Here is a 25192-nt window from a genome sequence, read left to right on the forward strand (position 1 = left end):
CCATGACCGACGCAGTTCATACCCTCAAGGGCCGTTTCCGTGGTTTTTACCCCGTCGTCATCGATGTTGAAACAGCCGGGTTCAACGCCAAGACCGATGCCCTGCTCGAAATCGCGGCTTACACCCTGAAAATGGATGAGCAGGGCTGGCTCGTTCCCGATCAGGTATTCCACTTTCATGTCGAACCCTTCGAAGGGGCCAACCTGGAGAAAGCCGCGCTGGAGTTCACCGGCATCGACCCCTACAACCCGTTGCGTGGCGCTGTCTCGGAAAAAGAGGCGCTGACCGAGATCTTCAAGGGGATCCGCAAGGGGATGAAGGAGCAGGATTGCGGCCGCGCCATCATAGTGGCCCACAACGCCACCTTTGATCACGGCTTCGTGATGGCTGCCGCCGAGCGCGCTGGCCTCAAGCGCAATCCGTTCCACCCGTTTGCCACCTTCGACACCGCTGCTCTCTCCGGATTGGCGCTGGGTCAGACCGTACTGGCCAAAGCGTGCCAGAGCGCCCGCATCCCGTTTGACAATAAAGAGGCGCACTCTGCCCTCTATGACACCGAACGCACCACAGAGCTGTTCTGTCATATCGTTAACCGCTGGAAGAGCATGGGGGGTTGGCCGCCAGCGCATCCGGATGATGACACAACCGATGCTCCTGCCGATGATGAGGGGCAAGAATAAACGGATGAAGGCTGCCACTGGCAGCCTTCGCTTTTTGGGGAAATGATTGATTGCACGGCGCACCGGAAATCGCCATCAACGTCACTATCCACCGCTGCGCACGGGATGCACGGGATGCACGGGATGCACGGGATGCACGGGATGCACGGGATGCACGGAGACAAACAGGTCACAAACCCTCATGTTGAGCAACCTTGTGCCACATGCTGCTGCGATATGCAGGGTTTGACTGATTTTTTTCTCGACATTTGTCACATTTTTCGCAAACTAACTCCCCTTCACATGACAGACAGCAATAACAAACTATAAGGAAATCAAATGAATCCAGTTGTTATCGCAGTCGGGCTGATGCTGGTGCTCAGTCTGCTGCGGATCAATGTGGTGGTCTCGCTGGCGCTGGGGGCCATTGCTGGCGGCCTGGTCGGTGGGCTGTCGTTGACCGATACCCTCACCACCTTCAGCGGTGGCCTGGGCGGTGGCGCCGAGATCGCTCTCTCCTACGCCATGTTGGGCGCCTTTGCGGTTGCCATCTCCCGCTCCGGGATCACCGACCTGCTGGCCCGCAAGGTGATCAGCCAGTTGGGCAAGGATGCCAGCTCGACCCGTATCATGTGGGTCAAAACCCTGCTGCTCTCTTCCGTGCTGGCCGTGGCGATCTCCTCCCAAAACCTGATCCCGGTTCACATCGCCTTTATTCCCATCTTGATCCCGCCGCTGCTGCATGTGATGGCGCAGATGCAGATCGACCGTCGTCAGGTGGCCTGTGTCATCACCTTTGGCCTGACAGCTACCTATATGGTGCTGCCGGTCGGCTTTGGTGGCATCTTCCTCAACAACATTCTGGCCAAGAACCTGATCGATAACGGCGTGCCCATCACTACCAGCCAGATCCCGCTGGCAATGGCCATTCCGGTCGCCGGTATGGTACTGGGCCTGCTGATTGCGGTATTCATCAGCTATCGCAAACCGCGCCAGTACGATCTGGCCAAGATCCTGGATGCCGAGCCCGAAGCGGTCGAGCTCAACCTTACCCACATCTGGGTGGCTCTGCTGGCCATTGGCGTGGCGCTGGGGCTGCAACTGATGACCAACAGCATCGTACTGGGTGCACTGGCCGGTTTTGTCATCTTCACCTGCGGCGGCGTCATCAAGTTTCGCGAAAGCCAGGATGCCTTCACTCAGGGGGTGCGGATGATGTCGCTGATCGGCTTCATCATGATCTCCGCCGCCGGTTTTGCCGCCGTGATGAAGGCAACTCACGGGGTCGACTCTCTGGTCCAGGTGGTCGCCTCCGGCATCGGCCAGCACAAAGGCATCGCCGCCTTCCTGATGCTGCTGGTAGGTCTGCTCATCACCATGGGGATCGGTTCTTCCTTCTCCACCGTGCCCATTATCGCCACCATCTATGTGCCGCTCTGTCTGCAGCTCGGCTTCTCACCGATGGCGATCATCGCCCTGGTCGGTACCGCAGGCGCGCTGGGGGATGCGGGTTCACCGGCCTCCGACTCGACGCTGGGCCCCACCTCCGGCCTCAACGCCGACGGCCAGCACGACCATATCTGGGACAGCGTGGTACCCACCTTTATTCACTACAACATCCCGCTGGTGATCTTCGGCTGGATTGCCGCCATGGTGCTCTGATAGCCCCTCGGGCTGCGAACTCTGCACGTCATAGTAAACAAAGAAGGCGACCATCAGGTCGCCTTCTTTGTTTACTCGGCTAGATAAACAACAGCACGGTAGCTTGTGGTAACGGTGAAAAGGTACCGCTCGCTAACCCAGCGCCACCTCCTGCATGATGCTCCGATTGATAAAGTAGCGATGGCAGAACAGCAAAAAGTCCTGCAGCGGCAAGGGCCTCGAGTAGAAATAGCCCTGAATTTCATCCACCCCTATGCTCAGCACCGCCTTCAGCTCATCATTGTTTTCCACCCCTTCCGCCACCACCCGCACACCGAGTTGATGAGAGAGGCTGGTGATCGCCTCGACGAACAGCGCCTGACGGGTGTCATTGTCGATGGCCGTGATAAATGAGCGGTCAATCTTGAGCTTGTCGAAATAGAGTTCCCGCAAGTAGGAGAACGATGACCAGCCGGTACCGAAATCATCAAGGGCCACCCGCACACCGATCTGACGCAGGGTATCGATGATCTGCTTGCTCAGCTCGATATCATCCAGAGCAATCGTTTCGGTCAGCTCGACGATCAGCTGTTGCAGGCTTAGCGGCCCCTCTCTCATGTTCTCATCCAACTGGGCTGCCAACCCCATAGTGAACATGGAACTCGAGAGGTTGACCGAGATCTCCAGCGGTTCAATCAAGTCGCTCGGGAAAGTGGCGAGATCATGTTGCAAGCGCCGGAAGATCCATAACCCGAGCGCCTCCCCCAGCCCGTTATCTTCCGCCAGCGAGATGATATCGAGGGGCGGAATAAACCCGTACTCCGGGTGATTCCAGCGGATCAGCACCTCAGCCCCCAGTCGCACCCTACCTTGACCACGGACAATGGGCTGATAGTAGAGGCTCAACTGCAAATTGCTGTGGTGCTGGATCAGCTCGCGCAACTCGGTCGACAAACGGCGGTTACGCAGATAGTGCTGATACATGCTGCTGGAGAAAACCACGTAACGATTCAACCTCTTGCGCTTGGCACTGTCGAGGGCGATATCGGCAAACAGCAGCATCTCCTCCGGCGTGTGTACCGGTCGCACGTACTGACTGATCCCCATAAAGACCCGCACCCGGTGGGCGGGATCAGTCGCCAAGGCGAGCCCGGCAAGTTCGTTACGCAGCTGCTCCAGAAATGGAAAGCGCAAATAGGTGGGCATAACGCCGGAAATAATGATGGCAAACTCATCGCTACCGGTGCGGGCGGCAAAGAGACCGTCAACCGATACCGCGCGGATCCGCTCGGCCAGTTGCGTCAGCAATGCATCCCCCACCTCGTAGCCCAGGCTGTCATTTACCTCCCTGAAATGGCCAAGATCCACCAGACAGACGGTCACGCTGCTGCGCCCCCCTTTATGTCCCGTCAGCTGCTTGAGGTGTTTGATCAGGGAGGCCCGGTTCGGCAAGCGGGTTAGCGCATCATTCCACGCTAGAAAGTGCTGGTGGCGCACTTCGCGAAACAGCATCAGCAGCATCACCACTGTCGCCAACATCAAGAAAGCCAGAATGAAGAAGTTCTGGATACGCGACGAGTTGAGTACTTCCCGCTGGGCAATAGCGGATGGACCGGTGAAATTTTTCACCATCACATCGCGGATGGCAACCAGATCCCGAGCCAACTCCTCGGCGAAACGAGCAAGTTCTTTCGAATCTCGCTCTCCACTGACCACGGCCTGCTCATACTTCTCGAACAGGGCCATGATCTTCCCTACCGCTTGTTCAGCACCAAAGCGAGCTCGGACCTGCTTTGCCTCTTCACCGTGCAGGAAGACATCGAGGCGGTTCCAGGCAATATCAAAACGCTTGTTCATCTCTTTCTGACTGGTCGAACCGGTGCGATAGAGAGAGAGCGCCTCATCAAAGCCACGGATTTCCAGCTCCAGCTGCGCCAACGCCCAGGCGGAGAGCTGGGTATAGCGAGTCACTGCATTGAATGCACGGTCATAGTTCCAGACCGACCAGATGGCGACCCCCAAAAAGGCAGTCACCATCAGGATCAAGCTCAGAAACTTGCCGCGCAGCATCTTATTTGCTCTCAATCGCCGTCAGTTGCCACACCATCCGGCTGTGATAGAGCTCCTTGTTCAGCTCCGGATGATCAGAGAGGGGATAGATGATCCAGAGAGGCCCCTTGTTGCGCAGGGTCAACGCCTTGCCATCCTGCTTCTCGGCCAGCAGTACCGCATATTTATCTCCATCTTCCAGCGGCACAGCCGCCCAGTAGTCATTGATGGCGACCGCCTTGACCTCCCCACTCTTGAGACCATACATCTTGACCAGATCTCGCAGCAGCACGCCACGATAGGTGTGATCCCCCTCGGTCCACGGGGTCTGGGTCTTGACATCTGTTTGAGGTAAGGCCTCAAACTCGGCCCGGGTCAACACGACCTCCCCTTTACCATTGCAACAGCCATTTCCCTTGATCTTGAGGAAGGGATCATCAGCCAACACCATGCCAGAAACAAGACAGCCGGATAACAGCAGCATCCTGCCAAGCCATCCACCCATGATAGACCTCCGTATCATACTGTTTGTTTTATTGGTTTCACTCAGCCCACCCACATGACAACGGCAGAGTCACAATGCAAAACAATGTTGCTGCAACCAGCTCACCACAACAGGCAACCAGCATCAGGCTGTACCCGAATGCCACCAAAAGCATGGCATCCTGGCTCCGAATGTCACAACTGCATCGGAAAATATTCATGCCCCTTTGGCTCACGACCTGGGTTGTGGAACAAAAATATGACCCCCACACAGGCAAACTGACGGTACAGTCCCTATCGCAGATACAAAAAAAGGCCGCTCAATGAGCGGCCTTCTTCATAACGGGATCAGCAATCAGCTTTCGCGACGCTTGCCACCGAATTTGCGATCTTTGTTGAAGCCACCTTCACGGCGCTCCCCGCTCTTGTTGAACGGACGGTCACCCTGGGGACGGCGATCCTTGTTGAAAGGACGGTCGCCACGGAACGGACGATCACCACGGGGCGGACGGCTGCTGGTGTTGCCACCGGCCGGCACTTCGGTGTAGCGGGTGATTTGCAGCGGACGCTGGCAAACACGGGCTTTCTTGATCACTTCCAGTACATCGGCGGTCATGCCTTTCGGCAGATCGACGGTGGAGAAGTCATCAGCGATGTCGATGTTGCCGATGAAGCGGCTCTCGATGTTCGCTTCGTTGGCGATGGCGCCCACGATCTGGCCCGGCTTGACACCGTGATGGGCACCCACGTCTACGCGATAGCGCTCCATCTCCACGTCCGGGTTGTCTTTCAGCGGACGCGGCTCCAGGGACGGCATGCGACGGGCAGGACGATCGCCACGGTCACCGAAGTCACGACCACCACGGTCGTTGAAGTCACGGCGCTCGAAGCCACCACGATCGTTGCCAGCGTTCAGCAGCGGATCCGGAATGGAGTCATCCAGCAGCAGCGGTTGGTCACCCTGTACCAGCTTGGCCAATGCAGCAGCCAGCTCCAGCGGATCGGCAGAATCCTCTTCGATCAGCTCGTTTACCAGGTTGTGGTAGATCTCGAGCTCTTCACCCATCATGGTTTCGCGGATGCGCTCCTTGAACTTGGCCAGACGGTGCTGGTTGATGTCCTCGGTGCTCGGCATCTTCATCGGCTCGATGGCCTGACGAGTTGCGTGCTCGATGGCGCGCAGCATGCGACGCTCGCGGGGAGCAACGAACAGGATGGCTTCGCCTTTACGACCGGCACGACCGGTACGACCGATACGGTGTACGTAAGATTCGGTGTCGTACGGAATGTCGTAGTTCACTACGTGAGTGATGCGCTCAACGTCCAGACCACGGGCGACAACGTCGGTGGCGATCAGGATATCCAGCTGGCCCTGGCGCAGCTTGTCGACGGTACGCTCACGCAGTTTCTGCGGGATGTCGCCGTGCAGCGCTTCACAGGCGTGACCACGGGCGGCCAACTTGCCAGCCAGCTCTTCGGCAGCGTTCTTGGTTCGTACGAATACCAGCAGGGCTTCGTAGGATTCCACTTCCAGCAGACGGGTCATGGCGTCCAGCTTGTGCAGACCGGTTACCTGCCAGTAACGCTGGCGAATAGTGGTAGCGGTAGCAGTCTTGGAGGCGATCTTGATCTCTTTGGGCTGCTTCAGGTGCTTCTGGGCCACGCGACGGATCTGCTCCGGCATGGTGGCAGAGAACAGGGCAACCTGACGAGTGCTCGGGCACTGCTCCATGATCCAGTCAACGTCGTCGATGAAGCCCATACGCAGCATTTCATCAGCTTCATCCAGTACCAGGGCTTTCAGGCCGGAGAGGTCCAGGTTCTTGCGACGGATCAGGTCCATCACGCGGCCCGGAGTACCAACGACAACCTGGGCACCGCGACGCAGAGCGCGGGTCTGGGTTTCGTAGGAGGCACCGCCGTAGATGGGCAGTACATGGAAATCGGGCATGTGGTGGGCGTAGCGTTGGCACGCTTCAGCCACTTGCAGCGCCAGTTCGCGGGTAGGCGCCAGCACCAGGATCTGGGTGTTGCGGTTACCAGCTTCCAGACGAGACAACAGAGGCAAGGCAAAAGCAGCGGTCTTCCCTGTACCGGTTTGCGCCTGCCCCAGCAGATCGTGTCCCGCCATCAGGTGGGGAATTGCTGCGGCCTGGATCGGTGACGGGCGCTCATAGCCCACGTCCTGCAGCGCTTTCAATACAGGCGCGGCCAGTCCAAGCTCACTAAAAAGGGGCAGTTGTTCGGTATCAGACATAGATTCTTCCAGATTAAGGCAGGCGGCTAACACCGCGGAATAGCAAAAAGGCGGCGATTATAGCGCCACTTTGTTCTGCTGTCTTGAAAAATGTGATAAGCCTCTCAAGACGTTGGCAATTATAGAGGGATCTGACGAGTATGGCTTGCTTATTTTGCACTCATAGTGCGTTATTGCAGATCACTCCTCGCTGGAGTCCTTGCCCCGCTTGTGTTTGAGCACCGCCATGGTCAGTCGGCTGGTGCACAATAAACGCTCACGTTCGTCCCGAATTTCAATCTGCCACACCTGAGTTGTTGCTCCCAGATGGAGCGGCGTGCAACGCCCGGTCACCACCCCTTCCCGTTTAGCTCGCAGATGGTTGGCATTCACCTCCAGCCCCACACAGTAGCTATCTGGCCCGACCGCCATATTGGCGGCAATCGATCCCAAGGTTTCCGCCAGCACCACAGATGCGCCGCCATGCAGCATGCCAAGGGGCTGGTGCGTACGGTGATCCACCGGCATGGTCGCTTCCAGCCAATCGGCGCCAAAAGCGGTGTAGACGATATCGAGATGGGCCATCAGGGTGTTGCGAGAGGTGGCGTTGAGCCCCTCCAGACTCATGGGTTTACGCCAGATGGGCGCAATATCGTGACTCATTGCGAGCAGACTCCTTATGTAAGCGATGAATGCGTACCGATATGAGTGAAACGCCCTCCATCTGCAAAATGGTTCGGTTATATGAGTTGTTGGTTACCGGGTGACGTGGTAACAACGCAGCCCCGACCCGGAGCTGCGTGTTACACAATCATGCCCTTAAGCGGGATGTCACCAGGGGTAGGTAACGCCGGGCCACTCGGCCCAGGGCACATCTCGCCCCGGCAAGCGGGGGTCTGGCCACTGCCACACCCTGGCGAGCCACTCGCGCAGCTGAATCTCCAGCTCCTCATCCGTGATGGGCGCCTCGGCCACCTTCCAGAAGAAGAGCTCCACCGCTACCTCTGGCAACACCGAGGGGTAGAGATAAACCCCGCCCCAAAATTGCGGCTCCCGATCCGGGCTCCATAGGCCATAGGCGAACGAGCGCTTGGCCAGAAACTCCGACTGCTGCCACTCCAGATCTCCTTCGTGCTGGCTCAGGCTGAAGTTGGCCGAGGGCCAGATATCGTTCGGGCGAAACAGCTGATGGAGCTGCTCGCGCTCGCGCAACATGGCGACAAACTCCACCACCGCCTGAGCGGGAGTGGCGGGTAACAGCAAAAAACGTGGATGCCGATAGGCCTTCGGCACCCGAAACCGCTTGGGGAACGTCAGCATCAGAGCAGCTCCAGCAGGGCTTGCAATGGATGTTTGAGCTTTTCCCCCTCCATCCGCTTGACCTGACTGCGGCACGAATAGCCAGTTGCCAGACAGCGCGCTTTGGGTAGACGGGCGAGCGGGTCGGCCCAGCTCAACCCATAGATGCCCTTGGAGTTCTCCACCTGTTTGACGTCGTGACCATAGGTGCCCGCCATACCGCAGCAACCCACAGAGACCGGCTGCAAACTGGCCCCGAAGCGGCCAAACAGGGTGCTCCAGTCACCGTGAGTGGAGGGCTTGGCGGTCTTCTCGGTGCAGTGGGCAAACAGATACCAGGGCTCGCACCCCTCCCCGCTCTTGGTCTTGTCGGTTCGAGCAGGCAACTGATCTACCGGCAGCGAGAGCAGCCACTCCTGCGGCAACAACACCTGAAAATCGCCGCGAGCCGACCCCAGCACCTTGGCATACTCGTCGCGATAGCAGAGCACCATGGCCGGATCCACCCCCACCATGGGAATGCCAAGCGCCGCCACCTTGTTGAGGAACTGGGCGCTGTTGGCCGCGGTACGGGCAAAGGCGCGCAGGAACCCCTTGATATGCTGGGGTTTACCGTTGGGTTTAAAGGGCAGCAAGTAGGGCTGGAACCCGAGCTTGCTGGCGAGTTTCACCAGGTCGCGCACCACGGGGGCGTCGTAATAACTGGTGAAGGGGTCCTGCACGATGAGCACTACCTGTTTGCGTTGCTCGGCACTCATCCGCTCCAGTCCCGGCAGATCAAAATAGCGGGCGCGGTTATCGTGCAGGCTCTCGGCAAGGGTCGGCACCGAGAGCAGCGGCACATCGACCATGCCGATGCTCTTCTCGGTCGCCTTCTGGGCCCACTCTTTTTCGAGGAAGAAGTTGACCAGCTTCGGCGCCTTGGCAAGCAACGGCGCATAGCTCTCCACCGTGCCGACGAAGTAATCCTTGGGGGCGCGCAGGTAGCGGCCATGATAAAGCTGCATAAAGCGGGCGCGAAAATCGGGGACATCCACCTTGATCGGGCACTGGCTGGTGCACGCCTTGCAGGCCAGACAGCCTGCCATCGCCTCCATCACCTCGTGGGAGAAATCATACTCGCCGCGCTGTTTGGCCCAGCTGTTGCGCACCTTGTCCACCAGCTGTTTGAAGCGCACGCCACCGGATTGCAGCGCCACCTCTTCCGCCAGCGGATCGAAGCCCTGCTCCGCCAGCTGACGCAACCATTCACGCATCAGGCCCGCCCGCCCCTTGGGGGAGTGGCGGCGATCGCGGCTGATCTTGACCGAGGGGCACATGGGGGAGTCGGTCTCGAAGGTGAAACAGAGACCGTTGCCGTTGCAATCCATGGCGCGGGTGTAGCTGGTGCGCACCGCGAGCGGGATCTGGCGGTCATATTTGCCGCGCTTGGGCCCATCCACCGACACCAGCTCGGCGCCGCTGCCATAGGGAATGCAGATCTTGCCCGGGTTGATGCGGTTGGCCGGGTCGAACGCCCCCTTGACCCGCTGCAACTCTTCCCACAACTCGCCAAAGAAGGCGGGGCTGTATTCGGAGCGAAAGCCCTTGCCATGTTCCCCCCACATCAAGCCGCCATATTTGGCAGTGAGCGCTACCACCTGATCGGAGATGCGGCGCAGCAGCACCTCCTGCTCGGGATCGCACAAATCCAGCGCCGGGCGCACGTGCAGCACACCGGCATCGACGTGGCCGAACATGCCGTAGTCGAGGCCGTGGGCATCCAGCAGGGCGCGAAACTCCATGATGAAATCGGCCAGGGATTCGGGCGGCACGGCGGTATCTTCGGTGAAGGCTACCGGCTTCTTGCGCCCTTCGGCGTTGCCCAGCAGCCCCACCGACTTCTTGCGCATGGTGTAGATGGTTTCGATGCTCGGCAGGTGGTCACACACCTGATAGCCGATGATCCCCGCCTCGCCCTTGGCCAGCAGCGCGTCGATACGGCGACAGAGCTCAGCTACCTTGGCCTTGTGTTCTGCTTCGTCGGTGTCGGCAAACTCGACGATGTTGAGTCCCTGCAGATCCTTGCCGGGCACATCTTGAATAAGTTCTTTCACCGAATGCCAGATGATGTCGGCGCGGGCCAGCCCGAGCACCCGGGAGTCCACCGTCTCCACCGAGAGAGCCTGCGCCTGCACCATAAAGGGGGCATTGCGCAGGGCGGAGGGGAAGCTGTCGTACTTGACGTTGACCAAGGTGCGGTAGCGCGGGATGGGGGTGATGTTGAGTTTGGCTTCGGTGATAAAGCCGAGAGACCCTTCAGATCCGCACAGCACCCGGCTGACATCCAGCGTGTCGGTATCGGGTTGATAGAGGTGCTTGAGATCGTAACCGGTCAGAAAGCGGTTGAGCTTGGGGAAGGTCGCCTCGATGTCGGCGCGGCGCTCCTTGCCGATGCGATAGAGGGTGCGATAGATCTCCCCTTCCCGATTCTCCAGCGCCAGCTTGTCGGTCAGTCGCTCACCGGTCAGCGGCTCGGTGGCCATGATGTTGCCATTCTCCAGCACCGCTTTGAGCCCCAGCACGTGATCCGAGGTTTTGCCGTAAACCAGTGACCCCTGCCCCGAGGCGTCGGTGTTGATCATACCGCCTAAGGTGGCGCGGTTGGAGGTGGAGAGATCAGGCGAGAAGAAGTAGCCATGGGGCTTGAGATAGGCGTTGAGCTGGTCTTTCACCACCCCAGCCTGGGCGCGCACCCACCCCTCCTCCAGATTAATTTCCATGATCTGGTTCATATAACGGGAGAGATCGACGATAATGCCGCCGCCCAATGACTGGCCATTGGTGCCGGTACCGCCACCACGAGGGAAAAAACTCAAGGAGGCGAACGCTGGCTCTGCGGCCAGCTTGAGCATTGCTGCTATGTCGTCCGCACTGCGCGGATAGAGAACCGCCTGAGGTACTACCTGATAGACGCTGTTATCCGTCGCCATCGCCAACCGGCTTGCATAAGACTTTTCGATATCACCACGAAATGCGCTGCGCTCTAGCAACTCAAGAAACTGCAGGGTTGCGGGTGACAAACTGTCCTGGTAATCGAGTCTCGGGATCATGAATCCTTGTTCCCATCCTTTGCTTGATGCCGGCACGCCGGCGACAACGACTGGCCAGCCGCCTGTCAATGGCAGTCAGGCCAGTCCGCTCACATGTGAGCGGGCAGTATATCAGCTAGAAAACCGCTTGCGCTTGGCAATATTCACCATTTGAAAGGAGGACTTTTATGGCTCACCACAGCCATGTTATCAGTACGCTGGTCACCACCGAAAAACAGGCGCTTACCCTGTCGCTGTTCGGTTGTATCACCTTTGCCATCTTCGGCATCGGCTACGGCCTCTTCGTCGGTTCCAACGCCATCATGCTCGATGGTATCTTCACCCTGTTCAGCATGGGTATGACCGGTCTCGGTCTTGTTACCGCCTATCTCGTTACCCGCCCTTCCGATGCGCGCTTCCAGTATGGCTACGCCCACTTCGAGCCCATCACCAACGTCATCAATGGCGCCATTATTCTGCTGCTCTGCCTTGGCGCCCTCTATAGCGGCATCACCACCCTGCTGGATGGCGGACGGGAGATCGATCTCGGCCACGCCCTTATCTATGCCGCCGTCTCCACCTTCTTCTGCGCCATCATCTATCGCATCGAAGCCCAGGTCGCCGAGCAGGTAGACTCCGAGCTGGTGCGGGTCGACTCCAAGGAGTGGCTGGTGGATACCCTGCTCAGCGCCACCCTGCTTATCGGTTTCGTAGTCGCCATCGGCCTTGATGCCATCGGCTACGGCCAATACAACCGCTACATAGACCCGGTGCTGGTCTCGCTGCTGGCCCTCTGCGCCACTCTCATTCCCATCAAGGTGCTCGGTCGCAACCTGCGGGAAGTGTTGAAGATCGCCCCCAAGGGGGAGGTGCCACGGCAAGTCGAGCAGGAGATCGAGGCGCTGCGCCAGCGCCATGGCATCGAGTGCTACAGCCATCTGGCCAAGAGCGGTCGCCGCTTCGATCTGGAATTGAACATTCTGGTGGCGCCGGGTCAGGAGTGGCCTGTCGAACGTCAGGATGCCCTGCGCCAGGAGCTCTGGTCTCGCCTTGGCGACACCCTGGGGGATGCCTGGCTGTCGGTCTGTTTCACCCGCGAAAAGCGCTGGTTGTAACGACCGCACGGGGGAGCGTGGCACGGCCGCCTCCCCCTGTCGCATCACAACCCCATCACGCCCCACTGACACTGCTCTTGTCAAATTGGCGCCAGCCGCTATCATCAGGGCTCATTTTTCACCCGAGGTTTTATTGCCCATCATGGACAATCCCCGAAGTTGCCCTTCGTCTCTCTCTGTCAAAGCCTATCTTTTTCTGCTTAATCAGCGCCTCTGAATAACACCTTTGCCTTGCTGTTACTGCGGCCATCTTGCGCCGTGATCACTGTTTGCTCTGTCTGTTTTTATTGAGGTCGTCACAATGGAATTGCTGCTGGATCCCCATATCTGGATCGGTCTGTTTACCCTGATCATTCTGGAAATCGTGCTGGGGATCGACAACCTGGTCTTTATCGCCATTCTGGTGAAAAAACTGCCCCCCGCCCAACGGGACAAGGCCCGCGTCATCGGCCTGTCGCTGGCCCTGCTGATGCGACTTGGGCTCTTGAGCGTCATGTCATGGCTGGTCACCCTGACCACCCCGATTTTGCACCTGTGGGATCACCCCTTCTCCGGTCGGGACCTGATCCTGATGGGGGGCGGCCTGTTCCTGCTGTTCAAGGCCACCTCCGAGCTGCATGAACGGCTGGAAGCCAAACCCCAAGATGACGGCCCGGTCGGCGCCTACGCCAGCTTCGGCGTGGTGATCGCCCAAATTTTGGTGCTCGATGCGGTCTTCTCGCTCGACTCCATCATCACTGCCGTCGGCATGGTGGAACACCTTGGCGTGATGATGGCCGCCGTGACCATCGCCATGGTGGTGATGGTGCTCGCCTCCAAGCCGCTGACCCGCTTCGTCAACGCCCACCCCACCGTGGTGGTGCTCTGTCTGAGCTTCCTGCTGATGATCGGCTTCAGCCTGGTGGCGGAAGGCTTCGGTTTCCACATTCCGAAGGGCTACCTCTACGCGGCCATCGGCTTCTCGGTGCTGATCGAGTTTTTCAACCAGCTGGCCCAGCGCAGCGCCATGCGTCACGAATCCAAACAGCCCCTGCGCGAGCGCACCACAGCCGCCATCTTCAAGCTGATGGGCAGCAAGGCCTATCAGGATCAGCCGGATGACGATCTGGATGCCCCTGCCGTAGCGCCGGTGAGCTTTGGCGAGGAGGAGCGCTATATGGTGACCGGCGTACTGTCGCTGGCCGAGCGCTCCATTCGCACCATCATGACCCCGCGCTCGGAGATGGCCTGGATCGATATCAACGACTCCAGCGACGAGATCCGCGCCCTGCTGCAGCGCGAGCCCCACAGCCTGTTCCCCATCTGTGACGGGGATCTGGACGAGGTGATCGGAGTGGTCAAGGCGCGCGACTTGCTGTTTGCCTTGAATGAAGGGCAATCTTTGAGCGAACTGGCCAAGCAGAACGATCCCATTATCGTGCCGCAGACCATCAACGTGATCCGCCTGCTGGCGGAGCTGCGCAAAGCCAAAGGGAGCCTTATTCTGGTCTCCGACGAGTTTGGCGTGATCCAGGGGCTGGTCACCACCCACGATCTGCTGGAGGCCATCGTCGGCGAGCTGCCGGATGAGGACGAAACCCCGGATATCGTGCGAGATGGCGAAGGGTGGCTGATCAACGGCAGCACCAACATCCACCATGTGGAGCAGGTGCTGGAGCACGAGGGGCTGGTGAGCGAGAGCGATGAATACGTGACCCTGGCGGGCATGCTGCTCTCCCACTTCGGCACCCTGCCCACTCCGGGTCAGCAGTTGCAACTGCAGCAACTCAACTTCGAGGTGATCGAGGTGAGCGAGCGGCGCATCGAGCGGGTGAAAGTGATGCCCGCCGCGGCTTGAGCCTGCCACCAGCAGAATACAGAAGAGGGCCAGACGGCCCTCTTTTTTATGCTTCAACTTTATGCCTCAACGCCTCTTTCCCGACGGTTTGCATTGATTGCTGCATCAAGCACAATTCTCTTGTGCAATTACCCCTCTTTTTCACAACAAGATGGCGGCATAAAGTGGCCTCACTTCCACCATGAGGAACTCAAGATGAGCCACGATCACCTGTTCTGCCCCCTGCGCCTTGGCCAGCTGCACCTTGCCAACCGCATCGTCATGCCCCCCATGACCCGCTCCCGTGCCAGTCAGCCGGGTGATGTGGCCAACGCCATGATGGCGAGCTACTACGCCCAGCGCGCCACTGCCGGCCTTATCATCAGCGAGGGCACCCAAATCGACCCCATGGGCAAGGGCTATGCCTGGACGCCGGGCATCTACAGCGCCGAGCAGATCGCTGGCTGGAAGCTTGTGACCGATGCCGTGCACGCCAAGGGGGGCTCCATCTTCGCCCAGCTCTGGCACGTGGGCCGGGTCACCCATCCGGACAACATCGGCGGCGCCCAGCCCATCTCCGCTTCAGCCCTGCCCGCAGTGGGCGTCAAGGTGTTCGTCGATAACGGCAGCGATGCGCCGGGCTTTGTCGAGACCGTCACCCCTCGCGCCATGACTCAGACCGATATCCATGCGGTGGTGGGCCAGTTTCGTCAGGCAGCTCGCAACGCCATCAGCGCCGGTTTTGACGGCATCGAGCTGCACGCCGCCAACGGCTACCTCATTAACCAGTTCCTCGACTCCGAATCCAACGCCCGCACCGACGGCTACGGCGGATCGCTGGAAAACCGGCTGCGCTTTCTCAAAGAGGTGACAGAAGCGGTTAGTAGCGAAATCGGGGCCGAACGTGTCGGGGTGCGTCTTGCGCCGCTCACCACCCTCAACGGCACCGTGGATGCCAATCCGCAGGAGACCTATCTGGCCGCCGCCCGCCTGCTGGGCCAGCTCAATGTCACCTACCTGCACATTGCCGAAGCGGACTGGGACGATGCCCCCCTGATGCCGGAGAACTTCAAGCAGGGTCTGCGCGATGCTTTCCCCAACACCCTGATCTATGCCGGCAAATATGATGGCGAGCGGGCACGCGCCGCCCTCGACGCGGGCTGGGCCGACATGATTGGCTTTGGCCGTCCCTTCGTTGCCAATCCGGATCTGCCGAACCGGCTGCGCCACGGCTATCCGCTGGCCCCCCACGATCCGGCCACCCTGTTTGGCGGTGGCGAGAAGGGGTTGACCGACTACCCCGTCTATCAGGCCGAGGACGCAACCACCAGCCGCTGATTGTCGATGGCCAACCGGCTACGTAAGGCAGGCCCCACAGGTAGGGGCCTGCCGTATTGTTGCGCATTAGCAACAGTGATATGACTGACCGAATCACTGTTGCAATGACCTCGTTGTTCTCTCCCCTCGCTTTCACAAGGAGTCATCATGAATCACACCCAAGCCTGGTGCTGGCATGCCCCCGGTGAACCGACCCAGCTTACCCTCGCCGACCTGCTCCTGGCACCACTCGCCCCTGACGAGGTACTGGTGGCAAACCGGGTTATCGCCTTCAATCCGGTGGACTGGAAGCTGATCGAATATGGCCACTCCAACTGGCAGGATGGTCAGGTGCCCGGCGTCGATGGCATGGGCACTATCGTGGCCCTCGGCGCCAACGTCAGCCATCTGCGCCCCGGTGCCCGGGTCGCCTATCACACCGACCTGCGCCACCACGGCAGCTTTGCCCGCCACACCCGGGTACCGGCCCGCGCCCTGCTGCCGGTGCCCGATGCTCTGAGCGATGAGGCGGCCGTCGCCCTGCCCTGTCCCGGCCTCACCGCCTGGCAGGCGCTGGCCAAGCTGCCGCGCCTGCACGGGGAAGCGCTGCTCATCACCGGTGCCGGCAGCAGTGTCGGCCGCTTTGCGGTGCAACTGGCCCTCCAGCAAGGAGCGCGGGTCTTTGCCAGCGCCAGTCCACGTCATCATCCGTGGCTCAAGCAGATAGGTGTGCAGGGGGTGGCCGATTATCGGGATCCCGACTGGCTGGCCGCCTTGCAGGTGGCCAACGGCAACGAGCCGTTCGAGGGGATCATCGATCTGGTCTCCAGCCAGCAGGCAGAGAGCCTGCTGCCCGCCCTTGGCTACTACGGTCACATGGTGACTGTGCTCGGGCGCATCCCGCACAATCCGCTGCCCGCCTTTGCCCATTGCCATTCGTTGCACGAGATTGCGCTGGGCGCCCAGCACGCCTTTGGCACCGACAAGCAGTGGAGCCGACTGGTGGCCGCCGGTGTCGCCATGATGGCGCAGATGGCGAGCGGCGAACTGACCCTGCCGCCGCTGGTGGTGGGCGACTTTGAGGCACTGCCTACCCTGCTCGAGCGCTTCAAGCGCGAAGGACAGGGCGAGAAGTTTCTGGTGCGAGTGGCTGAACGCTGACTTTCCCTGAGAACCACACCGACCATTGAAACGAAAGAGGCCCGCCAGTGATGACGGGCCTCTCTTTATATAGTGCATGTCATCTCGACTTCATTGGCGCCTGACTCAATGCAGGATCACCCCGTGAGTCGCGGCATAACTGCGGATCTCCCGGGTCAGGCGCGCCTTGTCGGCCAAAGAGAGCCAGCTCGCCTCCACCGCATTGAGCGACAAGCGGCAGAGCTGGCTCATGGTCGCGCCAAGGCCATCGGCCAGCGCCGCAAAGTTGGCATTCATATAGCCACCAAAGTAGGCGGGATCGTCCGAGTTGATGGTGACGCAGAGCCCCTGCTCCAGCAGCCGCAACACATTGTGCTGGGCAATATTGCCGAACACCTTGAGCCTGGTGTTGGAGAGGGGGCAGACGGTGAGCGGCAGCCGGGTATCCGCCAGATAGCGCAGCAACTCGGGATCATCGGCCGAGCGCACCCCGTGATCGATGCGGCATACCTGCAGCTCGTTGATCGCCTGCCAGATGTAGTCGGCAGGCCCCTCTTCACCTGCATGGGCCACCACCGGCAGCCCCAGCTTGCGGCAGCGGGCAAAGACCCGGGCAAACTTGGTCGGCGGATTGCCCCTCTCCCCCGAGTCGAGGCCGATGCCATGAATGCGCGACAGGAAGGGCATAGCCTCTTCCAACGTCGCAAAGGCATCCTCCTCGCTGAGGTGGCGCAAGAAGCTCATGATAAGGCGCCAGCTGATGCCAAACTCCTTCTCCCCGCTCTGCAGCGCCCGCTCGATACCGCCCAGCACAGTAGCAAAGGGGATACCGCGGGCGGTGTGGGTCTGCGGGTCAAAGAAGATCTCCACATGCACCACCTTGTCGGCAGCGCAACGCTCAAGATAGGCCCAGGTGAGGTCGAAGAAGTCCTGCTCGGTCACCAGCACGCTGGCGCCGCGATAGTAGAGGTCGAGAAAGGATTGCAGGCAGTCAAAGTCATAGGCGGCGCGCACGCTGGCCACGTCGGGCCAGGGCAATGGCACACCGTTGCGGCGGCCCAGCTCAAACATCAGCTCGGGTTCGAGGCTGCCCTCGATATGCAGGTGCAGCTCCAGTTTCGGCAGTCCGGCGATAAATTGCGCGGCGGTGAGGTGTTCGGGGGTGACTGGCTTGGGAATCGGGGTGTCCATGGCAACGGCTCCATCAGCAAAGTGATCCGGCGTCAGCCCCTCCACCAGACTGACCCGACGGCAGCTTTATTGTGCACCGAAGTGGCGAGACAGGGGAGACTTGTCATCAAACAGACTTATAATGGCGTCACAAAAATCATAAATGATTGAACATCTTAACGATTGGCGGCTCGCCTGCGCCCTGACAAGGAGTTTTCATGAAGAAGAACGTCATCTGCGATATCGACGGTGTCATCCTGCACAACAACGACCTCATCCCCGGTGCCGACCGTTTCGTCCATCGCCTGCTGGAGCAGGGTAGCAAGCTCTTGTTCCTCACCAACTACCCGGCCCAGACCCAGAAAGATCTGCAAAACCGCTTCCGCTCCGCCGGGATCGAGGTGCCGGAGGAGTGCTTCTATACCTCCGCCATGGGCACCGCCGACTTCCTCAAGCGTCAGGATGGCAAGAAGGCCTATGTGATCGGTGAAGGGGCGCTGACCCACGAGCTCTACAAGGCCGGTTTCACCATCACCGATATCGACCCGGACTTCGTGGTGGTTGGCGAGACCCGCAACTACAACTGGACCATGATGCAACAGGGGGCCAAGTTCGTCGATCAGGGGGCCCGCTTTATCGCCACCAACCCCGATACCCACGGCCCCATGATGCACCCAGCCTGCGGCGCCCTGTGCGCCCCCATCGAGCGAATGACCGGCAAGAAGCCGTTCTATGTCGGCAAGCCGAGCGCCTGGATCATCCGTGCGGCGCTCAACCGGATGGAGGCCCACTCCGACGACACCATCATCATCGGCGACAACCTGCGCACCGACATTCTGGCGGGCTTTCAGGCCGGTCTCGAGACGGTGCTGGTGCTCTCCGGGGTGAGCAAGGTCGCCGATATCGACCGCATGCCGTTTCGCCCGAACCATATTTTCGACTCCGTGGTCGACATCGATATCGTCTAATCACCACCCAAGCGTTAAACAGGGCAGGTCTCTCCTGCCCTTGCAGGATCTGTTATGGAACCCATTCTGATCGCCGTGGCCTTTGGCTGCGGCATGGTAGTCAATCTGATTGGCCTGCCCCCCCTGCTCGGCTTTCTGGCCGCCGGTTTTATCCTCAACGGTATGGGATATGAAAATACCCCCGCCCTGAGCGAGGTGGCCGATCTCGGCGTCACCCTGCTGCTGTTCACCATCGGCCTCAAGCTCAATATCAAGACCCTGATGCGGCGCGATGTGTGGGGCACCACCAGCCTGCACCTGCTGCTCTCCACCCTGCTCTTTACCGTGGTGCTGCTGGTCTGCAAGGGACTGGGGCTCCACCTCGCCCTCTCGCTGGACTGGAAACTGGCGCTGCTGCTGGGTTTTGCTCTCTCCTTCTCCAGCACCGTCTTTGCGGTCAAGGTGCTGGAAGATCGCAGCGACATGAACGCCCTCTACGCCCGCATCGCCATCGGGGTGCTGGTGATGCAGGATGTGTTCGCCGTGGCGTTTCTGGCCTTCTCCAGCGGCAAATGGCCCAGCATCTGGGCGCTCTGGGTGCTGGGATTGCCGCTGCTGCGCCCGCTGCTGTTCAAGCTCTTGGAGCGGGCCGGTCATGGCGAGCTGCAGGTGCTGTTCGGAGTCTTTCTGGCGCTGGTGGTCGGGGCTGCCGGTTTTGAAGTGGTCGGCCTCAAGCCGGATCTCGGGGCCCTCATCATCGGCATGCTGCTCGCCTCTCATCCGGCTGCGGCAGGGCTTGCCAAGGCGCTCTTCAACCTCAAAGACCTCTTTCTGGTCTGCTTTTTTCTCACCATTGGTCTCAACGGTCTGCCGACCCACGACACCATGTTGCTGGCACTGGCGCTGGTGCTGGCCCTGCCGCTCAAAAGTGTCCTCTACTATCTGGTCTACAGCGGCGCTCACCTGCGGGTGCGCACCGCGCTGCTCTCTACCCTGGCGCTCACCAACTTCTCGGAGTTTGGCCTGATCGTCGCCGCCATCGCCGCCAAGGCGGGCTGGCTCTCCCACGAGTGGCTGGTGGCAGTCTCGCTGGCACTGGCGGCGAGCTTTATGATCTCCGCCCCGCTCAATGCCCAGAGCGAGCGCATTTACCACCGCATCGGCCACTGGCTGCGGGGATTGCAGGCAAGCAACCTCCATCCGGAAGACAGGCCCATCGAGCTGGGCGATGCCGAGGTGATCATCCTCGGCATGGGGCGGATCGGTCAGGGGGCCTACTTCGAGCTGGAGAACAAATACGGCAACGTCATCCTCGGGGTGGAGAACGACAGCGAGAAGCTGCCCACCCTGCGTGCCCAGGGGATGAACGTCATCGAGGGGGATGCCACCGATACCGACTTCTGGGACAAGGTGCTGCTCTCCAATCAGGTCAATCTGGTGCTGCTGGCGATGCCCCACCACTCGGGGAATCTCTACGCCATCGAGAAGCTGCGCAGCCACGGGTTCAACGGCAAGATCGCCGCCATCGTCCGCTTCGAGGATGATATCGCCTCCCTGCAAGAACAAGGGGTGGATGCGGTGTTCAATGTCTACAACGAAGCGGGCAGCGGCTTTGCTCGCCATGTGATCCGCCGCTTGCAGCCGCTTTGAGTCGTCGGCCAGCAGCCCTTGGCAAGGAGGAACGCATCGTTTAAGTTATGCACAACCTCGTTTAATAAAGCGAACAAACGCGGGGCCGGGATGGCCCCGCTTCCTATCTGCCGCAGCCAAGGAGGCACCATGAAGACCCTCAACGACTGGATTTTGCTCGATCGCCACGAGGCGGCCCCTACCCCGCTGATGCCCGCCCCCGAGCGCATTAAAGCAGGCAATCCGAGTCAGACGGTGTGGAACCACTACTCCGACCCAAGCCAGCAGTTTCACGTGGGCTTCTGGGCTTGCGAGCCGGGCCGCTGGGCCATCCACTACACCGAGCACGAGTATTGCCAGCTGCTGGAGGGGGATGTGGTGATCCACGACAGTGAGGGCGGCCAGCTGGCCCTCAAACCCGGCGATCAATTCGTCATTCCCGCCGGCTTTGTCGGCGAGTGGGAGACCCTCACCCCCTGTCGCAAGGTCTATGTGATCTTCGAACCCGCCTCGGCTTGACGTTCACGTCACCCTGCCCCGTTGCAGCAGCCCTTATCCTGTTGATCCGCTTGACGCTTACGGCATGATTTTCTGCGGTTTTCCCGCTTGCAAAAGGTTTTTCCGCTAGGCATTGTGTCTGACGAGGAATGTAAATGGAATTTCGAGCCCAAACGTGGGGGGCTCATATAAAAATCAAGAGGATTACCGCCAATGTGTTCAATTTTCGGCATTCTGGATATCAAGTCCGATGCAGTAGCCCTGCGCAAATCGGCGCTGGAGATGTCCAAGCGACTGCGTCACCGCGGGCCTGACTGGTCCGGCGTCTACAGCTCAGACAAAGCCATTCTGGTGCACGAGCGTCTGGCCATCGTCGACCCGGGCAATGGCGCCCAGCCGCTCTACAACCCCGAGCGCACCCATGTGCTGGCGGTCAACGGCGAGATCTACAACCACAAAGAGCTGGAGAAAACCCTCAAGGTCGATTTCCAGTTCCAGACCAAATCCGACTGTGAAGTGCTGCTCGCTCTCTACAAGGAGAAGGGCCCGGCGTTTCTCGACGATCTCAACGGCATCTTTGCCTTTATCCTCTATGACGCCGAACAGGATGCCTACCTGATTGGTCGCGACCACATGGGGATCATCCCCCTCTATACCGGTCGCGATGAGCACGGCAACTTCTATGTCGCCTCCGAGATGAAGGCGCTGGTACCGGTCTGCAAGAGCGTCGAAACCTTCCCGCCGGGACACTACCTGTGGAGCAAGGATGGCGAGCTGAAACAGTGGTACAAGCGCGACTGGATGGAATACAGCTCGGTCGAGCACAACGTCAGCGACAAGGCCGAGCTGAAAGCGGCGCTGGAAGCAGCGGTCAAACGCCAGCTGATGTGCGACGTGCCTTATGGCGTGCTGCTCTCCGGCGGGCTCGATTCGTCCGTTATCTCCGCCATTACCAAGCTCTATGCGGCGCGCCGCATCGAGGACGATGGCAAGAGCGAAGCCTGGTGGCCGCAACTGCACTCCTTCGCCGTCGGTCTGGAAGGGTCGCCGGATCTCGCCGCCGCCCGCAAGGTGGCTGATCACCTCGGCACCATCCACCACCAGATCCACTTCACCGTGCAGGAGGGTCTGGATGCCCTGCGCGACGTCATCTATCACCTCGAGACCTATGACGTCACCACCATCCGCGCCTCCACGCCCATGTATCTGATGGCCCGCTACATCAAGGCGATGGGGATCAAGATGGTGCTCTCCGGCGAAGGTTCCGACGAGCTGTTCGGCGGCTACCTCTACTTCCACAAGGCGCCCAACGCTCGCGAGTTCCACGAAGAGAACGTGCGTAAGCTCGCCTCACTGCATCTCTATGACTGCCTGCGCGCCAACAAATCGATGGCAGCCTGGGGTGTGGAGGGTCGCGTGCCCTTCCTCGACAAGGAGTTCATGGATGTGGCGATGCGCCTGCAGCCGGCCGACAAGATGTGTGGCAAGGGCAAGATCGAGAAGCACATCCTGCGCGAAGCGTTCGAAGATCTGCTGCCCCACGAAGTGGCGTGGCGCCAGAAGGAGCAGTTCTCCGATGGCGTGGGCTATTCGTGGATCGACAGCCTGAAAGCCATGGTGGAACAGGAAGTGACGGATCTGATGTTCGAGGCGGCCGCATTCCGCTTCCCCATCAACACCCCGCTCACCAAGGAAGCCTACTTCTACCGCGCCATCTTCGACGAGCACTTCCCGCTGGAAGCCGCCGCCCGCACCGTGCCATACGGCAAGTCGGTCGCCTGCTCCACTCCTACCGCGCTGGAGTGGGATGCCAAGTTCAAAGAGATGGCCGACCCGTCAGGCCGCGCCGTAATGGACGTGCACCAGCAGGGCTACTGAGCCTACACACCAAACCGAGCGGATAACGTCAGATAGCAAAAAGCCCTTCACCATGGTGAAGGGCTTTTTCATCTCCCCGCTGTCACGCCCGCCAAATCACATCAGACCATCGCAGCTAGTTGATTTTTCATAAATATTTAATTTTTTTACCGAGTGACCATGCATTGACAGGAAGCGCGTCGATTGACTATGCCTGAAGGGTGATCAACAGGATCACCACGATGACAACAAGGATCGGGAGGGGGCATGGACGCTAACACTCTATCAAGGATTGGCCTGCTGACAGCACTGCTCGCCAGTCCTTCTGCAATGGCGAATGACAATATCGTGGCACTGCAGCTTGGCAGGGCCTTCAGCAATGAAAAGCTCGACATCAAGATCGCCGACGCCACATGTTCTGGCGCTGGGGAGACTCAGGCTGTCAATTTGGGCTGGGGGTACGTGCCGGAACGCTCAAGGTAGAAGATGAAGAGACCGCCAGACTGGGGGGCGGCGCCCGTATCGAATGCCAATGGGGTAACTGGGTGACCTGGCTCCCCGGCGAAATGGTCTGGCTCGATCAGTATCAATTTGGCACTCGCGGCCATGGCTACAAGGATTACGGCGGCCCCTTCCAGTTCGCCCTGGGTATCGGCCTCGGCTACGCCATCACCAAAAATTGGCTGATCGGCTATCAGTATGAGCACATGTCCAACGCATATATGTATGACAAGAACCCGGGGCTGGACAGCCATACCCTCCATATCGAGTACCGTTTTTAGCTGGACGCCCCCCACTGCAAGTGGCATAACGCGATGCAAAAAAGCCTTCACTCCCGTGAAGGCTTTTCGTTATTTCATCTCCTGATAACCGAAGGGGCAGTTACAGATAGAAGATCCCCACGATCAGGGTATGGAAGACAAAACCGACCATCAGGGGAACCGAGGTACGCTTGATCACCGCAAACGGCGTCAGCTTGGCACCGCTGGCGACGGCGATAATCACCCCGGAAACTGGCGACATGGCACGCCCCATATGGGAGGCCTGCTGCATCGGCAGGATCATGGCGGCTGTGTTGACCCCCATGCTGGCCGCAATCTGCGGGATCAGCTCGACAAAGGCGAGGAAGGGCGCATTGCCGGAGCCCATGATGATGGCGGCCGCCAGGGTGACCAGCGCGAAGACGATGGCCATGGCAAATGCAGGCAGCCCCACATGTTCGGCGCCAACAATCATGATATCGATTACCCCCAGCACCTTGATGCCGTGGGCAAAGATCCCCGCCGCCACCAGCAACCCCACCACGTTGCTGAATGCTGACCCCATGCCATTGAGGAAGTGGCTGAAACCACCGCACACCTGCTTCATGTCACGGGTTCTGGCTGCCTCGACCACCATGCTGATAAACATCGAGATCATCACGATGGTGATGACGTTGAGCTTGATGTGATCGACAAACAGGGAAGAGAAGCCCACCGCCATGATGATGGGCAGCATCGGCAAGATGGCATAAAAGCCGGGGACACCGACCTCGTTTGCCGACTCGTCCACCGCAGCGGCCCCCTGATGCTGATGCCCCTCCTGCAGATCGCAACGACGTTGCCAAAATACGTGCATCAAGCCCACCACCAGCACAGTCGCCAGCGCGGCAGGGCCCTGATAGGTGTAGACATATTCGATCACGTTGTGGCCCATTCCCACCGCATCGGTTGCACGGATGGCATCGATAGCAGTCGGGGTATAGGCCACCCCGAGGGAAGTAGCAATCACCCCGGCCGACGAGGCCGCAGAGAGGCCCAGCCCCACCATGATGGGGAACAGGGTAGCCATCAACAGTACCGCCAGACCGGTCGCCGAGGGGATCGCCAGTTGCAGCGCGCTGGCCAGCAGATAGGAGAAAAAGAGCAACACATAGGGAGAGCGCAACCGGCGCAGCGGACGAATCGCAATGCGCACCACCGCATCATTGGCACCGATATGATCCATGTAATGGGCAAAGCCCATCAGCGCCATGATCATCAGCCCCAGATCGGCCGCACGCGAACTGAAGAGATCCCGCATCACCTCCAAAGGATCGAACAGGGCCATCCCGGTGCTCTCGACCCCTTTGGGCAGCACACTCCCCCACCCTGCCAGCTGGCTTGCCACCATCAGCACCAGACCGGCGGCAAACAGCACCGGTTCGGCCCGATAGCCTTTGAGGATCAGTCTGGCCACCAGCACGATGACCAGCACTGCAATAACTACCTGAAACATGACGACTCC

General features: G+C 59.8%; 18 protein-coding genes and 1 pseudogene. 11 read left to right on the forward strand and 8 right to left on the reverse strand.

From position 1 onward, the window contains the following. The first annotated feature begins 2 nt into the window (after positions 1-2). Both rnt and I6L47_RS04755 read left to right on the forward strand, forming a co-directional pair. A complete protein-coding gene (gene rnt, locus I6L47_RS04750; protein WP_005333780.1) occupies positions 3-680 on the forward strand; it encodes a ribonuclease T in 678 nt (225 codons plus the stop codon). Positions 681-998: 318 nt separating this feature from the next. Then, positions 999-2321 carry a Na+/H+ antiporter family protein gene (locus I6L47_RS04755; protein WP_005344933.1) on the forward strand — a complete coding sequence of 441 codons (1323 nt, stop codon included), beginning with the start codon at positions 999-1001 and terminating at the stop codon, positions 2319-2321. A gap of 132 nt (positions 2322-2453) precedes the next feature. Here the strand turns inward: I6L47_RS04755 and I6L47_RS04760 are convergent, their stop codons facing one another. From I6L47_RS04760 to I6L47_RS04785, 6 genes are all read right to left on the reverse strand, one after another. Next, positions 2454-4370, reverse strand: coding sequence for a bifunctional diguanylate cyclase/phosphodiesterase (locus I6L47_RS04760; protein WP_216948789.1), 1917 nt, complete (start codon positions 4368-4370; stop codon positions 2454-2456). A gap of 1 nt (position 4371) precedes the next feature. Beyond that, positions 4372-4854 (reverse strand): molybdopterin-dependent oxidoreductase, encoded by a 483-nt coding sequence (locus I6L47_RS04765; RefSeq protein WP_216948790.1) that lies wholly within the window; start codon positions 4852-4854, stop codon positions 4372-4374. Positions 4855-5187: 333 nt separating this feature from the next. Further along, complete coding sequence (locus I6L47_RS04770; protein ID WP_005337260.1) at positions 5188-7089, reverse strand: DEAD/DEAH box helicase; 1902 nt, start codon at positions 7087-7089, stop codon at positions 5188-5190. A 180-nt stretch (positions 7090-7269) separates the two neighbouring features. Further along, complete coding sequence (locus I6L47_RS04775; protein ID WP_005352771.1) at positions 7270-7731, reverse strand: hotdog fold thioesterase; 462 nt, start codon at positions 7729-7731, stop codon at positions 7270-7272. Between the two features lie 168 nt (positions 7732-7899). Next, positions 7900-8388, reverse strand: a complete 489-nt coding sequence (locus tag I6L47_RS04780) for a hypothetical protein (protein ID WP_216948791.1) — start codon at positions 8386-8388, stop codon at positions 7900-7902. After that, positions 8388-11459 carry an FAD-binding and (Fe-S)-binding domain-containing protein gene (locus tag I6L47_RS04785; RefSeq protein WP_216948792.1) on the reverse strand — a complete coding sequence of 1024 codons (3072 nt, stop codon included), beginning with the start codon at positions 11457-11459 and terminating at the stop codon, positions 8388-8390. The genes I6L47_RS04780 and I6L47_RS04785 overlap by 1 nt, the downstream gene beginning before the upstream one ends. Positions 11460-11626: 167 nt before the next feature. On the opposite strand from I6L47_RS04785, the gene I6L47_RS04790 reads away from it, so the two are divergent. The 4 genes from I6L47_RS04790 (at position 11627) to I6L47_RS04805 (ending at position 16847) form a co-directional block, all read left to right on the forward strand. After that, complete coding sequence (locus I6L47_RS04790) at positions 11627-12553, forward strand: cation diffusion facilitator family transporter (RefSeq protein ID WP_216948793.1); 927 nt, start codon at positions 11627-11629, stop codon at positions 12551-12553. A 301-nt stretch (positions 12554-12854) separates the two neighbouring features. After that, positions 12855-14390 (forward strand): TerC family protein, encoded by a 1536-nt coding sequence (locus I6L47_RS04795; protein WP_058056661.1) that lies wholly within the window; start codon positions 12855-12857, stop codon positions 14388-14390. 195 nt (positions 14391-14585) lie between these two features. Beyond that, positions 14586-15707: an alkene reductase gene (locus I6L47_RS04800; RefSeq protein WP_216948794.1), complete on the forward strand. Its 1122-nt coding sequence runs from the start codon at positions 14586-14588 to the stop codon at positions 15705-15707. Positions 15708-15854: 147 nt separating this feature from the next. Next, the gene (locus tag I6L47_RS04805) at positions 15855-16847 is read left to right on the forward strand and encodes an alcohol dehydrogenase catalytic domain-containing protein (protein WP_216948795.1); all 993 of its coding nucleotides are present in this window, start codon (positions 15855-15857) and stop codon (positions 16845-16847) included. Between the two features lie 105 nt (positions 16848-16952). Here I6L47_RS04805 and I6L47_RS04810 read toward each other — a convergent pair whose 3' ends face one another. Then, positions 16953-18017, reverse strand: a complete 1065-nt coding sequence (locus I6L47_RS04810; protein WP_216948796.1) for an adenosine deaminase — start codon at positions 18015-18017, stop codon at positions 16953-16955. Positions 18018-18214: 197 nt separating this feature from the next. On the opposite strand from I6L47_RS04810, the gene I6L47_RS04815 reads away from it, so the two are divergent. The 5 genes and pseudogenes from I6L47_RS04815 to I6L47_RS04835 all read left to right on the forward strand — a co-directional run bounded on the left by I6L47_RS04815 (position 18215) and on the right by I6L47_RS04835 (position 23709). After that, positions 18215-18964, forward strand: coding sequence for an HAD-IIA family hydrolase (locus tag I6L47_RS04815; RefSeq protein ID WP_005337281.1), 750 nt, complete (start codon positions 18215-18217; stop codon positions 18962-18964). Positions 18965-19018: 54 nt separating this feature from the next. After that, positions 19019-20593 carry a cation:proton antiporter family protein gene (locus I6L47_RS04820; RefSeq protein ID WP_005352794.1) on the forward strand — a complete coding sequence of 525 codons (1575 nt, stop codon included), beginning with the start codon at positions 19019-19021 and terminating at the stop codon, positions 20591-20593. A 129-nt stretch (positions 20594-20722) separates the two neighbouring features. After that, a complete protein-coding gene (locus I6L47_RS04825; protein ID WP_216948797.1) occupies positions 20723-21091 on the forward strand; it encodes a cupin domain-containing protein in 369 nt (122 codons plus the stop codon). A 192-nt stretch (positions 21092-21283) separates the two neighbouring features. Continuing rightward, a complete protein-coding gene (asnB, locus tag I6L47_RS04830; protein ID WP_216948798.1) occupies positions 21284-22948 on the forward strand; it encodes an asparagine synthase B in 1665 nt (554 codons plus the stop codon). A 246-nt stretch (positions 22949-23194) separates the two neighbouring features. After that, positions 23195-23709, forward strand: a pseudogene (locus I6L47_RS04835) (acyloxyacyl hydrolase). 100 nt (positions 23710-23809) lie between these two features. On the opposite strand, the gene dcuC reads toward I6L47_RS04835, so the two are convergent. Continuing rightward, entirely contained in the window at positions 23810-25183 is a 1374-nt protein-coding gene (gene dcuC, locus I6L47_RS04840; protein ID WP_216948799.1) for a C4-dicarboxylate transporter DcuC, read from the reverse strand. Positions 25184-25192: the final 9 nt, after the last annotated feature.

Origin of the sequence: Aeromonas sp. FDAARGOS 1417 (assembly GCF_019046985.1) — a bacterium.
Classification (GTDB): Bacteria; Pseudomonadota; Gammaproteobacteria; order Enterobacterales; family Aeromonadaceae; genus Aeromonas; species Aeromonas veronii.